This window comes from Corallococcus macrosporus, assembly GCF_017302985.1.
Lineage (GTDB): Bacteria > Myxococcota > Myxococcia > Myxococcales > Myxococcaceae > Corallococcus > Corallococcus macrosporus_A.
In genome coordinates this window covers 34,637-47,546 of record NZ_JAFIMU010000009.1, presented here as the reverse complement: position 1 = coordinate 47,546, position 12,910 = coordinate 34,637, and the positions used below count along the sequence as shown (strand labels likewise).

Genomic DNA, 12,910 nt, shown 5'->3' with positions numbered 1-12,910 from the left:
TGACCCAATGACGGGCATGAAAGGCAAGGATTTCAAGCCTTTACAGGAGGAAAGGGACGGCGGGACTCCCAGCGGCCAGGGAGGCTCCCGAGGCCGGAATTTTGCCTCCGAGCTGTGGGGTGAGGTCCGGGGCGGCGCCGAGCACTTCCAGTCCACGAAGGGCCAGCTGCCCAGGGGCCGCATCCGCCAGTTCTTCTACGGCGCGGCCCTGCCCTTCCACATCGCCCGCGTCACGCTCGCGAACCCCGTGGTGCGCGCCATCTACGTGAAGGTGACCGCGCTGCAGACCGCGTTCCTGCTGGCCATCGCCGCGGCCTGGGCGCTCAACCAGTTCAACGGCCACGAACTGGAGGCGCAGGAAGAAGAGGAGGCGCAGCAGGCGCCGCGGAAGGAGACGCCCGAGGAGCGGGCCGCGCGCGAGCAATTGAAGGCCCGCATCGAGCAGCGGGCGATGGAGCTGGAGGCCGCGAAGAGCAGGGGCGATTCGGCCGCCATGAAGCAGGCGCTCGGCGCGCTCATCGAAGAGACCGTCAATGCCGTGAAGGCCGGCGACCTCTCGCGGGAGGAAGCCGCGGCGGTCGCCGAGGACGCAGCGGATGAGGCCACTGCCGCCGACAGGGAGGCAAAGGAGGCGGCCGCGAAGGCCGACGAGAACGCGAGCGACGCCGAGGACGCGGAGGACTCCCTCGGAGAGGAGATCTCCGCCATCATCCGGGCGGAGGTGGGGCAGTCCCTCCGGGACGTCCAGAAGGCGCACAGGAAGGGGCCGCGCATCCAGAAGGAGCCCCAGGAGAAGGGGTTCAACGTCGACGCGCCCAAGGTGCGCAACGGCACCTTCTTCCTGGGCAGCTGGGAGTTCTGGGCGCTGTTCTTCGGCTCGCTGAGCGCGGTGCAGTGGATCGTCGTCGCGCTGTCCCGCGACTACCACACGGTCATCTCCCGCGAGGCCAGCCTCGCCACCGGCGTGCCGCCCGAGGACCCCGAAATCCACCCGAGCGTGCGCCTCAACGTCCCCTGGATGCGCGCCAAGCTCCAGCGCCGCTGGAGGGCCTTCCTGCTGTTCGTGTCGGGGTTCCCCGCGCTGGTGCTGCTGTGCATCCCCCTGTTCTGGTTTCCGAAGTCGTTCACCCTTCTCAGCAGCCTCTGGGGCTTCTGGTGGCTGCTCGTCTTCACCGCAGCCAAGAGCGACCGCGCCTGGATGGCCCCTGTCACGCGGCCGCCCTGGTTCGTGCGCGCCTGGAGCCTGCTGCCGGTCCATGGAGGCCTGCGCTGGATGATGACGGGCCTCGCGCGGCGCTCGGAAGCCGTGGCCGCGCCCATCGCCACCGTGGAGCGTCAGCCGTGGGTCTTCGCGGGGCTCGCGTTCACGCGCTTCGTGGGCAGCCTCCCGCCGTTCCGCTGCTTCACGCGGCCGTTCATCCCGGTGGCGTCCGCGCACCTCATCGGCATGGACCCCGAGCAGCCGCCCGCGCTCAAGGGCGGCGAGTCACCGCCGCCGCACGACGCGGGGGACTGACTCAGACGTCGGAGGGCGCGTTGCCCTCGGGGGGCAGGCCGCCAATGCCCTCCAGCGGCGCGGGAGGCTGCTGGGGGGCGCCCAGCTCCAGGCGCTGGCCCTCCTCGCGGCGGGCCGGCAGGTCGATGACGCTCTGGAGCTGCTGGCTCACGGAGCGGAAGAACCCCGTGAGCAGCTCCGGCCGGTCCGCGAGCAGGTCCAGGAAGTCGCGCCGGTCGATGACGAGCACGCGCGAGTCCACCGCGGCCACCATGTCCGTGGGGCGGGGCGCGCCATCCAGCAGGCTCACCTCGCCGATGGCCTCCTTCGCCTGGAAGCGCAGCACGTGCTCGCCGTTGCGGAACGCGTCCACCGCGCCCTCGACGATGACGTAGAGCGCGTCGCCCGGGTCCCCCTGGCTGTAGAGCCGCTCGCCCGTCTTGTAGGAAGCCTCGCGAGCCACCTCCGCGATGGCGGCGATGTCGTCCACGTCGCTCTGCGAGAAGACGCTCACGCCCTCCAGGGCGAACATCCGTTGGACGATGGTATCGCTCATGTCACCCTCCTGCGGGAGCACGTCCAGGCCGTTCACCCGCGCCACGTGGCGGGCGCACGCGCGCAGCACCAGGTCCTCACTCTGCACGAGGTTCGCGAGCCGCCGCCACAGCCGGCCCGGCGCACCGGGCGGAAGCTCGCGGTGGTGGGCCTCCACCTGCTCCATCACCAGCTCGCGCTCCGCCGGCGCCACCAGGTTCTCCAGCAGCTCCAGCGCATAGGCCCGGCGCCGGGAATCCCTGCCCACCAGGTGCTGGTGGATGCGGCGCATGGCCTGCGGCGGGTGCAAGAGGCCCAGCAGGAAGAACGACAGCTCCAGCGCCTGATCCAACCGGTCGCCCACCGCGCGCGTGAGCAGCGACTGGGGCCCCAGCGCCGCCTGCACGTCGCGGAAGGCCCCGACGAGCTGGCGGTACGTGTCACGGCGGCGGCCCAGCGCCTCGTGGATGCGGTCCACGTCCACCGGGTGGTCCGGCTGCTCCTCGCGCAGGCGCGACAGCTGCGCGCCGATGCGGAAGTGCAAGGCCGCGTCGTCGCGCACGTTGGAGAACAGCAGCGCGTTGAGCGCCGCGGACGAACCGATGCCACGCAGCACGCGGGGCAGTTGCATCCGCATGGCCAGCGGCGCGGCCTTGTTGTTGAGCTGCAACTCCAGCAGCGGCGTCACCGTGTCGCCCAGTTGCACCAGCGACTCACGCGCGGCCGGACGCTCCTCGCGCCAGGTGAGGAACGGCAAGAGGCGCGGCGCCAGCTCCACGTAGCCGCCCTCCCCCACCGCCACCAGCGCCACGCGCCGCACGGAGATGTCCATGTCCTCCAGGTAAAGCGACAGCTGTCCCGCGAACCGGGGGTCCTTCAGCCGGCCCAACAGCCGCGCCACCTCGCGCCGCTCGGCCACCGGCGCGTGGTCCCCCTTCGCCAGCAGCTCGCGCAGGGACTCGAGCGCCGCGGAGTTGCCCTGCGTGCGCATCAGCGCGCCAATGGCCGCGCAGCGCAGGCCCACGTCGGGACTGGTGAGCAGCGGCGGCAACAGCCGCTCCGCGCGCTCCGGGGACAGCCGCGCCAGGGCCCACACGGCCTGATCACGAGGCCGCCGCGGGCCCTCCTCCACCAGCCGCTCCAGCATGGGCGCCAGCTCGCGCGCCTCCATGGACAGGGCCAGCGTCACGCCGCGCTCCTGCACGCGCTCGTGGGGGTGGCTGAGGAGCGCGGCCAGGTGCTGCCGCAGGGGCGCGGCCTCCGCCTGCACCAGCATGTCCACCGCGCGAAGCACGCGCTCCGGCGTCGGCGCGCCCAGCGCCTCCACCAGCAGCTTCTGCTCCTCGCTGTCCAGCTCGACCTCTTCCTCCTCGTGCGCGCCGACCTGCTCGCCCAGCGCCGTGAGGTACGCGGGCTTGAGGCGCACGAGCAAGAGGCCCAGCGCGGCACACAGCCCCACCACCGCCACCGCCATGGTGATGCCGTTGGCGCCCCGGCCCGCGCCAATGAGCAGCAGGCCCGCCAGCACCACGCCGCCCTTGCGTAGCAGGCCGTCCACCGCGCTTCGCAAGCCCTCGCGCTGCTCGTCCGGCACCGCCGCGTAGAGCAGCTGGATGCCCACCGGCAGGATGGAGTAGCTCACCGCCGTCTCCACCAGCCGCAAGAGGTGCACCGGCCACAGCTGCCCGGTGGCCAGCGTGGCACCCGCCAGCGGCGCGAGCACCAGCGGCACCAGCGCCAGGTACATCAGCAGGCCCATGCGCTTGAGCAGCCGCTCCGCCACGAGCAGCTGGAAGGCCACGCAGAACAGGCCAATCCATAGCTGGAGCGAACCGAACAGCGCCGCCAGCCCGTCCTCGCTGAGCGTGCCCTCCACGCGCAGGCGGAAGAGGTAGTCCACGAAGGACGACAGGACGGCGAACGCGATGCCCAGCGCCGCCAGCACCTGCGCGTACGGGCTCTCGCCCAGGTAGCTCCACGCCGGGAACCACGCCTGCAACGAGCGCGTGCGCGTGGGCGGCGCGGGCTCCGCCTTGTGCAGGTGGTGGAAGATGGCGCCCGCGGCCAGGAGGCTCACCGCGCCGCTCACCACCACCACGGGCGTGCCCAGCCGCACCGCCAGCGCCTGCACCAGCAGGCCGCCCGCGATGCCGCCGCCCATGCCGAAGCCATTGAGCACCGTGAACGCCCGGCGCGCCTCGCGCGCGTCGAACGCGGAGGCCATGCGGCCCCAGAAGCGGAACGACACGAACGTGCTGAAGCAGTCCGCGAACAGGTACAGCGCCAGCGCCGGCATGCGCTGCCCCGCGGACAGCGCCGCCGCCAGCCCCAGCGCCAGCACCCCGCCCACCCCGGTGAGGATGCCCGGGGACTCGGTGGGCCCGTCCGGGCGGCCGCGCGGCAGCAGCGTCAGCGACGCCGTCATCAGCGCACCCAGGAGGTAGAGGTACGGCAGCGCCTGGGACTCGAAGCGCGACAGCACCAGCGCGTTCGCGGACGTCTTGAGCTGCGTCACCCCAGCGATGAGCGCGAACTGGAACGCTCCCGCCGGCAGGACGCGGCGGTTCCAGGATGAGGTTTCGGAAGAGGCCACGGGCGCGGGAATGCGGACAGGATAACGTGGGAGCCCGCTATTCACGAATAACACTCTTCAAGTCCTGCCCGCATCTACCCCCCGGCTGGGGATGGCTGCCTGGCTGCTCCCCGCGGGCCCGCGTAGCGTACACTCCGGCGCCGTGACGCCCACCCCCGACACCCTGCTCGACGGCACCCACACGGTGCTGACCCCGGAGTACGTGGAGTTCCGCTTCACGCTGGCGGGGGTGTACTCGCGCTTCATCGCGTGGCTCATTGACGCGCTCATCGTCGGCTTCGCCACCATGGTGGTGCTGCTGGTGTTCCAGGTGGCCATGGCCGCGTTCCCGGGCTTCGCCAGCGCGCTGGGCATCGTCGTCTACTTCCTGGTGGACTGGGGCTACGGCATCTCGCTGGAGACCGCGTGGGCGGGCCAGACGGTGGGCAAGCGCGTGATGTCCCTCCGGGTCATCCAGGAGAGCGGCGTGCGCATCGGCTTCTACCACGCGGCCCTGCGCAACCTGGCGCGCGTGGTGGACCGGCTGCCGCTGCTCTACCTCGTGGGCGGCTCGGTGGCGCTCGTGTCGCGCTCCCACCAGCGGCTGGGGGACCTGCTCGCCGGCACCATCGTCGTGCGCGAGCGGCGCCTGAAGATGCCCTCCGCCCTGGAGACCCGGGGCGAGGAGGGCCTGCTGGCGGATCCGCTGTTCGTCTCGCGCGTGAAGCGGCTGTCCACCGAGGAGCGGGAGCTGGTGCTGTCCGCCGCCCTGCGCCGCGAGGAGCTGCGGCTGGAGGCCCGGCTCACGCTGTTCTCCGCGCTGGGCGCCCGGCTCCAGGACTCGCTCGCCATGGAGAAGCCCGCCCACCTCTCGGATGAGAAGTGGACGCTGCTCGTCGCCGCCGCCCTGCTGCCCGCCCCGGGAGCACGTCCGGGGCGTCCTGCGTCCGGCCCTAGAAGTACGTCGCCAGGCCCACGGAGCCCGTCAACGACGTCTGCGTATCCTCGTTGAGCGCGATGTAGAAGTTGTACTGCGCGCGCACGCCCAGGCTCACCGAGTCGCTCAGGAAGAAGTCCACGCCCGCGTTGGGCCCGATGCCCACGAAGTTGCTGATGCTCTCCTTGAAGACGATGAGGTAGCTCACGTCCGTGCCGATGTAGGGGCGGATGGTCTCCTCCAGCAGCAGGTAGCGGATGCCCAGGGACGGCGCCAGGCCCACCACGCGCTTCTCCGGGTTGGAGAAGGTGTCCGTCGGGAACATCAGCTTCGACAGCGAGACGACCTCGAAGCCGTTCTCGATGTAGAGGCTGCCCTCCAGGCCGATGAACGGCGTGCCCGCGAGTCCCGCGGTGCGCTTGAAGTCCATGTAGCCCAGCGACAGCCCCAGGCTGCGGTTGGAGAACTGCGCGTGAGCAGGAGCCGCGCCCAGCAGGGCAGCAAGCAGGCCGAAAGCACAAAGGTAGGTACGCATGGCGGCGCACTCTACAGCCCCCCTAACCCCTGGAAAACAGCGCTGATTCAGCGGAAGGCCGGCGTTGCCTCATGGGGTGGCGCTCTCCTACACTCGCGCGGCCATGCGTCTTCGCCTCTTCCTCACGCTGACCGCCGCCGCCTCCCTCACCACCACCGCCTGCCTCAGCACGCCGCCTCCGCACGAGCGGGCGCTCATCAACAACGAGCTGTGCGCGCAGGAGATGGCCAACGGGGACCTGCAGAAGGCGGAGACCTACTGCAACCTGGGCCTGGAGTTCTCCCCCCAGTACGCGGACCTGTGGGCCAACAAGGGCCTCATCGCCATGTACTCGGGCAACAAGGGCAAGGCGAAGGAGTTCTTCATCAAGGCCCTGCGCTTCAACCAGGAGCACCTGCAGGCCTACCAGAACCTGGGCGTCCTCTACCTGGACGAAGGCGCCTACGGAAAGGCCCACGACAACTTCAAGCGCGCCCTGCAGGTGAACCCGGACAACCTGGAGTCGCGCTACGACCTGGGCCTCACCTACATGAAGATGGGCAAGAAGAAGGAGGCCCGGAAGGAGTTCGACACGCTGCTCGCGGTCAACCCCAACGTGGCCAACGCCCACCACAACCTCGGCATCATGGCCTACGAGGACAAGGACCTGGAGACGGCCTTCGAGCACATCTCCCAGGCCGCCCAGCTCACCCCGGACTCCGCGGAGGTGTGGCACGACCTGGGCACGGTGCTGCTGGAGCAGAGCCGCTTCGCGGAGGCCCGCGAGGCCTTCGGCAACTGCGCCCGCCTGGACGAGAAGAACTCCAGTTGCCTCAACAACCTGGCCGTCGCCCAGCGCAAGGTGGCCCTCACCGACTCCGCCCTCAAGGAGCTGAAGGACACCCAGACGGCGGAGAACAGCGCCCCGGCCATGTACCTGCTCGCGCGCCAGTACCGGGAGAAGGGCCTGCTCACCGAGGAGGAGGCCGCCTACCGCAAGTGCGTGAAGCTGGACGCCAAGTTCGCGCCCTGCCACTTCGGCCTGTTCCAGATCTTCAACGAGGCCCACAAGCAGACCCACGCGCAGACGGCGTGCAAGAACTTCATGAAGTTTGGAACCTCCGAGGAATTCCCCACCGAGTACACGACGTGTGAGAGATTCCTCGCCAACGACTCGTTCTAGCCGTCCCTTCGGGTAGCGACACACGCGATGAGCGTCCGTCTGACCGTCACACAGCGCAGCGAGGCCGGCGGCGCCTCGGGCAAAGAGGTCGTCCTCGACGACTCCGTCATCACCCTGGGGCGGGACAAGACCTGCCAGGTGGTGCTCCCGCAGCAGGCGGTGTCGCGCAACCATGCGCGCATCATCCAGGAGGGCACCCTCTACTTCCTGGAGGACCTGGGCAGCGCCTACGGCACGAAGATCAACGGCAAGGCGCTCCCCAAGGGGGAGAAGGAGCTCCTGCGCAACGGCGACGTCATCGCCATCGCGCAGTACGACGTCCGCTTCGACAAGGTCGTGGAGATCGCCCCGGACGTCAGCGACAAGACGTCCTTCCTCGCGCGCGGAGCCTTGAAGGACGCGATGCGCGGCCTGTCCGGTGGCGAGGAGCGCTTCCTGCGCTACATGAACGGCCCCCGCGAGGGCCAGCGCATCGAAATCTCCGAGGCCCAGGAGCACATCTTCGGCCGCGACGAGAAGGAAGCCGACGTCATCCTCAAGGACGACCTCGTCTCCCGCAAGCACGCCAAGGTGCGCCGCGACTGGTCCGGCACGCACGTGGAGGACCTGGGCAGCCGCAACGGCATCAAGGTCAACAAGAAGCGGGTGAACCGCAAGGCGCTCAAGGACGGCGACGAGCTGGAGATTGGCGCCACCCGTTTCGTCTACGTGGACCCCGCCGAGCCGCCGGACGAGCCCGCCGTGAGCCTCTCCTCGGAGAGCTCCGCCGTCGTCCCGGCCCCCTCCCCGCCGCGCCCCTCCCCGCCCAAGCGCGAGGAGCCGCCCCCGCCGGAGCCCGAACCGGAGCCCGAGCCCGCCCCCGCGCCGCCGGAGGAGCCCGCCGCGTCCGAGGAGCCGCAGCCCGACGGTTCCTCCGAGGAGCCGCAGCCCGACGCCGGGATGGGCGAGTCCATGCCCGAGCCGGAGCCCGAACCCGCGCCGGTGTCCGCGCTCGCGGACAAGAAGAAGCTCGTCCCGCTCATCGTGATGGGCGTGGTGGGGCTGAGCTTCCTGGTGTTGATGATCGCCGTGCTCGCGGGCGCCTGAGCCCACCCGCCGGCCGCCTCCTGAAACGACAAAGGCCCCCGTCTCGCGACGGGGGCCTTCGCATTTGCGGCGCGGGACGGACTACCGGCCGGAGGAGATGCGCGCCACCGGCTGGATGTTCAGCTCGGGGGACAGCTCCTGGTAGCTGAGGATGGAGAACGAGGGGTTGAACTCGTACTCCAGCAGCTTGCGCACGTAGCGGCGGATGTCCATGGCCGTGAGGATGACGGGGCGCTGGGCGCTGGGCGGCAGGTGGCCGCACTCCGAACGCACCGCGCCGACGATCTCCTGGGCAATCTCCGGCTCCAGCGCCAGGTGGGCGCCCGCGGAGGTGCGCTTGATGGAGCTGCGGATGGCCTCCTCGATGTTCGGGTCGAGCAGGTACACCACCAGCGTGCCGGTGCCGCGCGCGTACTTGTGGGAGATGTAGCGGCGCAGCGAGGCGCGGACATGCTCGGTGAGCATGACGTTGTCCGCCTCCACCTGCCCGTACTCCGACAGTGCCTGGAGGATGCCGCGCAGGTCGCGGATGGAGATCTCCTCCTCCACCAGGCGTCCGAGGATGTCCGTCAGCTTCAGCACGTTGACGATCTTCGGGACGACTTCCTTCACGATGGCCGGGAACGCCTTCTCCAGCTGCTCCAGCATCGTCTGCGTCTCCTGCACGCCCACGAACTCGCGGGCGTTCTTCCGGAGCACGGCGGCGGTGTGCAGGATGATGTAGCCGGGCACGTCCCAGGTGGTGAGGCCCGCGGACTCGAGCGTCTCCCGGAACTGCTCGGGCACCCACGCGGCCGGCTGGCGCGTCGCGGGGTTGATGGCCTCGAAGCCGGGGATGTTCATCAGCTTGAGGCGCTCCACCGTGTCGTTCACCAGGATGTGGCCCAGGGTGGCCTGGCCGGTGACGACGGGCACTTCGTTGATCTGAATCTGGTAGGCCCCGGGCGGCAGGCCGCCGTTGCCGCGCGCGCGCACGCCGGGGAAGCGCACGCCCAGCTCCACGAAGAGGCCGTCGCGCATGAACGGGATGAGCTCGAAGAGGAACTTGCCGCCGTCCTGCCGCGAGTCCACGAAGGGCACCAGCGCGTCGGACACCTCCAGCACGATGGGCGTGACGACGGGGATGAACAGCTCCGAGTCCGGGTTGAGCTCCGCCTTGGGTGGAGGCTCGGAGGACACGGGCGTGCCGAAGCTGGACTCCGTCGCGGGGCCCGCCTCCTCGGCGGCCATCGCCTCATCGCGCTTGCGCATCATCGTGTACGCGCCGAAGCCCGCGCCCGCGCCCAGCAGGAAGAAGGGAATCTTGGGGAGGCCGGGGATGAGGCCCAGGCCCACGAGCATGGCCGCCGCGATGGCGATGGCCTTCGGGAAGGCGGTGAGCTGCGAGCCCACGTCCTTGCCCAGGTGCGCGCCCTCTTCCTCGCCGCCCACGCGGGTCACCAGGATACCGGCGCACGTGGAGATGAGGATGGCGGGGATCATGCCGACCAGACCGTCACCGATGGTGAGCAGCGTGTACTTCTGCGCGGCGTCACCGGCGGCCATCCCCTTCTGGGTCACGCCGATGATGAGGCCGCCCACGATGTTGATGACCGTGATGATGATGGACGCGATGGCGTCGCCCTTCACGAACTTCATGGCGCCGTCCATGGCGCCGAAGAGCTGGCTCTCACGCTCCAGGTCGCGGCGCTTCTTCTTCATCTGATCCTGATCGATGACGCCGGCGCGCAGGTCCGCGTCGATGGACATCTGCTTGCCGGGCATCGCGTCCAGGGTGAAGCGCGCGGCCACTTCCGCGACGCGCTCCGAGCCCTTGGAGATGACGATGAAGTTCACCACCACCAGGATGAGGAAGAGGATGGCGCCGACGACGAAGTTGCCCTGCACCACGAAGTTACCGAACGCCACCACCACTTCGCCCGGGTCACCGGTGAGCAGGATGAGTCGCGTGGTGGAGATGGTCAGCGACAGGCGGAACATCGTCGTGATCAGCAGGATCGTCGGGAACGACGACAGGTACAGCGCGCTGGGCACGTAGAGGGAGATGAGGAGCAGTACCACCGAGATGCTGATGTTCAGCGTCAGCAACACGTCCAGGATGATCGTCGGCAGCGGGACGATCATCATCGCCACGATGGCCACGACGACCACGGCCAGGACGATGTCGGAGTACTTGTTCAGGAAGCTGTTCGGATCGGCGTTGGCCATCGGCGCGGCCATCCTAATCCGTGCCCGCCCCCGAGCCCAAGGGGGGGCCATCCCTCCCCTGTCCGGAGAGGGAGCCTGCGGTCAGCCTAAGAGCGGTCCTCGGGGGCTTCGGATTCCGAAGCCTCGTCCGAGCTCTCCAGGGCCGCGGCGGCGAGCATGCGCGCCCGGCGGCTCAAGGGGTCCTTGTCCTCGGGGTCCAGCGACACGGCATGCTGGAAGTCGCGGGCCGCCTCCATCGTGCGGCCCTGACGGAGGAACGCCTCGCCCCGGTTGACGAAGGGGGTGATGTCGCTGGGGTCCAGCTCGATGGCGCGGTTGAAGCACTCCACCGCGGTGTCCAGGTCCTCCAGCGCCAGGTGACAGGCGCCCAGGGCGGTCTGGAAGTAGGCCTCCCGGGGGTCCATGGCCGAGAGCTTCTCGAAGATGGGCAGGGACTCGCTGAAGCGGCCGTCCTGGAACAGGTTGAAGCCTTCAGTGGCGCGCTCGAGCATCTCCGGGCCGGAGAGCGGCCGGGTGTTGTCGTTCGACACCGGAGCCTTGGATTCGGTCGTCATCAGCGCGGGTCCCTCAGAGGGAGGACAGGAAGTCGTGCCCGGAAAACCGCCTCTTGAGGGACGGGAGGGGTGCCGGGCGCGGACACTTTAAGCTGTTATCGGCGCAACCTTCAAAGAGGGTGCGTCCCTCCACGCCCACGGTCGGATCTGGCGCCCTGCTCGCGGGTCGGAAAATGATCGGAAAATGGGGACGAAACTTCCGGCCCCTGATCCGCCATAATCCTTTTGTAAGCAGCTTCGCGGCACCCACCCGCATCAACCTTCGGAGTCACCCATGAACGCTGACGTCGCCGGCTCTGCAGTCCGCACCGCTTTCAACGCCTCCCAGGAGCTGAACGAGACGGAGTCCGCCACCCTGAAGGGCCTCAAGGGTGACGACCTGACCCGCGCCAAGGCGCAGCTCATGCTCCAGAAGCAGCAGGAGGCCGCCGCGTTCGCCTCCAACATCATGAAGAAGCTGAGCGACATCGCCATGTCGATCATCGGCAACACCAAGTAATTCCGCCGCTTTCCCTGGGCGTACGAGAGCCGGTCCTCCTTCGCGGGAGGCCGGCTCTTCGCTTTTGCGGGCTCGCGCGCCCCGGCGGCGGCGGGGGAAAATCAGAAAGAAAAGGCCGGAGGAAACTCCGGAAAGCTCGCCCGGATAATCCTTTTGTAAGCAGCTTCGCGGTACCCACCCGCTTCCAACCTTCGGAGTCACCCCATGAACGCTGACGTCGCCGGCTCTGCAGTCCGCACCGCTTTCAACGCCTCCCAGGAGCTGAACGAGACGGAGTCCGCCACCCTGAAGGGCCTCAAGGGTGACGACCTGACCCGCGCCAAGGCGCAGCTGATGCTCCAGAAGCAGCAGGAGGCCGCCGCGTTCGCCTCCAACATCATGAAGAAGCTGAGCGACATCGCCATGTCGATCATCGGCAACACCAAGTAATTCCGCCGCTTTCCCTGGGCGTACGAGAGCCGGTCCTCCTTCACGGGAGGCCGGCTCTTCGCTTTTGCGGGCTCGCGCGCCCCGGCGGCGGCGGGGGAAAATCAGAAAGAAAAGGCCGGAGGAAACTCCGGAAAGCTCGCCCGGATAATCCTTTTGTAAGCAGCTTCGCGGTACCCACCCGCTTCCAACCTTCGGAGTCACCCCATGAACGCTGACGTCGCCGGCTCTGCAGTCCGCACCGCTTTCAACGCCTCCCAGGAGCTGAACGAGACGGAGTCCGCCACCCTGAAGGGCCTCAAGGGTGACGACCTGACCCGCGCCAAGGCGCAGCTCATGCTCCAGAAGCAGCAGGAGGCCGCCGCGTTCGCCTCCAACATCATGAAGAAGCTGAGCGACATCGCCATGTCGATCATCGGCAACACCAAGTAATTCCGCCGCTTTCCCTGGGCGTACGAGAGCCGGTCCTCCTTCGCGGGAGGCCGGCTCTTCGCTTTTGCGGGCCTTCTCGGGGGCCCCCCTGGATCCCCGGGAAAATTCGGGAGAAAATAGGGGGGAGGAAACTCTTCGGCGCGGCCTCGGATAATCCTCTTTGTAAGCAGCTTCGCGGTACTACCCGCCTCAACCTTCGGAGACTCCCATGAACGCTGACGTCGCTGGCTCTGCAGTCCGCACCGCTTTCAACGCCTCCCAGGAGCTGAACGAGACGGAGTCCGCCACCCTGAAGGGCCTCAAGGGTGACGACCTGACCCGCGCCAAGGCGCAGCTCATGCTCCAGAAGCAGCAGGAGGCCGCCGCGTTCGCCTCCAACATCATGAAGAAGCTGAGCGACATCGCCATGTCGATCATCGGCAACACCAAGTAATTCCGCCGCTTTCCCTGGGCGTACGAGAGCCGGTCCT

Annotated in this window: 12 protein-coding genes; 8 read left to right on the top strand and 4 right to left on the bottom strand. The window is 68.8% G+C overall.

Annotated features, from left to right (window positions below; translation table 11 throughout):
* Positions 1-16 precede the first annotated feature (16 nt).
* Positions 17-1,516 carry a hypothetical protein gene (locus JYK02_RS28210; RefSeq protein WP_207055684.1) on the top strand — a complete coding sequence of 500 codons (1,500 nt, stop codon included), beginning with the start codon at positions 17-19 and terminating at the stop codon, positions 1,514-1,516.
* A gap of 1 nt (position 1,517) precedes the next feature.
* Here the strand turns inward: JYK02_RS28210 and JYK02_RS28205 are convergent, their stop codons facing one another.
* On the bottom strand, positions 1,518-4,622 hold the full coding sequence (locus JYK02_RS28205; RefSeq protein WP_207055683.1) for a cyclic nucleotide-binding domain-containing protein: 3,105 nt from the start codon (positions 4,620-4,622) through the stop codon (positions 1,518-1,520).
* A 91-nt stretch (positions 4,623-4,713) separates the two neighbouring features.
* On the opposite strand from JYK02_RS28205, the gene JYK02_RS28200 reads away from it, so the two are divergent.
* Positions 4,714-5,613: an RDD family protein gene (locus JYK02_RS28200; protein ID WP_242589312.1), complete on the top strand. Its 900-nt coding sequence runs from the start codon at positions 4,714-4,716 to the stop codon at positions 5,611-5,613.
* Here JYK02_RS28200 and JYK02_RS28195 read toward each other — a convergent pair.
* Positions 5,555-6,073 (bottom strand): hypothetical protein, encoded by a 519-nt coding sequence (locus JYK02_RS28195; protein ID WP_207055679.1) that lies wholly within the window; start codon positions 6,071-6,073, stop codon positions 5,555-5,557. The genes JYK02_RS28200 and JYK02_RS28195 overlap by 59 nt on opposite strands.
* 103 nt (positions 6,074-6,176) lie before the next feature.
* Here JYK02_RS28195 and JYK02_RS28190 point away from each other — a divergent pair, with 103 nt between their 5' ends.
* The gene (locus JYK02_RS28190) at positions 6,177-7,235 is read left to right on the top strand and encodes a tetratricopeptide repeat protein (protein ID WP_207055677.1); all 1,059 of its coding nucleotides are present in this window, start codon (positions 6,177-6,179) and stop codon (positions 7,233-7,235) included.
* Between the two features lie 27 nt (positions 7,236-7,262).
* Positions 7,263-8,321: an FHA domain-containing protein gene (locus JYK02_RS28185; RefSeq protein ID WP_207055675.1), complete on the top strand. Its 1,059-nt coding sequence runs from the start codon at positions 7,263-7,265 to the stop codon at positions 8,319-8,321.
* Between the two features lie 81 nt (positions 8,322-8,402).
* On the opposite strand, the gene sctV is transcribed toward JYK02_RS28185, so the two are convergent.
* Positions 8,403-10,529 (bottom strand): type III secretion system export apparatus subunit SctV, encoded by a 2,127-nt coding sequence (gene sctV, locus JYK02_RS28180; protein WP_207055673.1) that lies wholly within the window; start codon positions 10,527-10,529, stop codon positions 8,403-8,405.
* 86 nt (positions 10,530-10,615) lie between these two features.
* Positions 10,616-11,083: a tetratricopeptide repeat protein gene (locus JYK02_RS28175; RefSeq protein WP_207055671.1), complete on the bottom strand. Its 468-nt coding sequence runs from the start codon at positions 11,081-11,083 to the stop codon at positions 10,616-10,618.
* Positions 11,084-11,357: 274 nt separating this feature from the next.
* Between JYK02_RS28175 and JYK02_RS28170 the strand changes: the two genes are divergently transcribed.
* The 4 genes from JYK02_RS28170 to JYK02_RS28155 all read left to right on the top strand — a co-directional run bounded on the left by JYK02_RS28170 (position 11,358) and on the right by JYK02_RS28155 (position 12,873).
* The gene (locus JYK02_RS28170; protein WP_207055669.1) at positions 11,358-11,582 is read left to right on the top strand and encodes a hypothetical protein; all 225 of its coding nucleotides are present in this window, start codon (positions 11,358-11,360) and stop codon (positions 11,580-11,582) included.
* A 204-nt stretch (positions 11,583-11,786) separates the two neighbouring features.
* On the top strand, positions 11,787-12,011 hold the full coding sequence (locus JYK02_RS28165; RefSeq protein WP_207055669.1) for a hypothetical protein: 225 nt from the start codon (positions 11,787-11,789) through the stop codon (positions 12,009-12,011).
* A gap of 204 nt (positions 12,012-12,215) precedes the next feature.
* The gene (locus JYK02_RS28160) at positions 12,216-12,440 is read left to right on the top strand and encodes a hypothetical protein (RefSeq protein ID WP_207055669.1); all 225 of its coding nucleotides are present in this window, start codon (positions 12,216-12,218) and stop codon (positions 12,438-12,440) included.
* A 208-nt stretch (positions 12,441-12,648) separates the two neighbouring features.
* Positions 12,649-12,873 (top strand): hypothetical protein, encoded by a 225-nt coding sequence (locus JYK02_RS28155; RefSeq protein WP_207055669.1) that lies wholly within the window; start codon positions 12,649-12,651, stop codon positions 12,871-12,873.
* Positions 12,874-12,910 lie beyond the last annotated feature (37 nt).

Bases quoted from the DNA above. Each gene is read 5' to 3' on its own strand.
- JYK02_RS28210 (WP_207055684.1), top strand. From the start codon at position 17: ATGAAAGGCAAGGATTTCAAGCCTTTACAGGAGGAAAGGGACGGCGGG.
- JYK02_RS28200 (WP_242589312.1), top strand. From the start codon at position 4,714: ATGGCTGCCTGGCTGCTCCCCGCGGGCCCGCGTAGCGTACACTCCGGC.
- JYK02_RS28195 (WP_207055679.1), bottom strand. From the start codon at position 6,073: ATGCGTACCTACCTTTGTGCTTTCGGCCTGCTTGCTGCCCTGCTGGGC.
- JYK02_RS28190 (WP_207055677.1), top strand. From the start codon at position 6,177: ATGCGTCTTCGCCTCTTCCTCACGCTGACCGCCGCCGCCTCCCTCACC.
- JYK02_RS28185 (WP_207055675.1), top strand. From the start codon at position 7,263: ATGAGCGTCCGTCTGACCGTCACACAGCGCAGCGAGGCCGGCGGCGCC.
- sctV (WP_207055673.1), bottom strand. From the start codon at position 10,529: ATGGCCAACGCCGATCCGAACAGCTTCCTGAACAAGTACTCCGACATC.
- JYK02_RS28175 (WP_207055671.1), bottom strand. From the start codon at position 11,083: ATGACGACCGAATCCAAGGCTCCGGTGTCGAACGACAACACCCGGCCG.
- JYK02_RS28170 (WP_207055669.1), top strand. From the start codon at position 11,358: ATGAACGCTGACGTCGCCGGCTCTGCAGTCCGCACCGCTTTCAACGCC.
- JYK02_RS28165 (WP_207055669.1), top strand. From the start codon at position 11,787: ATGAACGCTGACGTCGCCGGCTCTGCAGTCCGCACCGCTTTCAACGCC.
- JYK02_RS28160 (WP_207055669.1), top strand. From the start codon at position 12,216: ATGAACGCTGACGTCGCCGGCTCTGCAGTCCGCACCGCTTTCAACGCC.
- JYK02_RS28155 (WP_207055669.1), top strand. From the start codon at position 12,649: ATGAACGCTGACGTCGCTGGCTCTGCAGTCCGCACCGCTTTCAACGCC.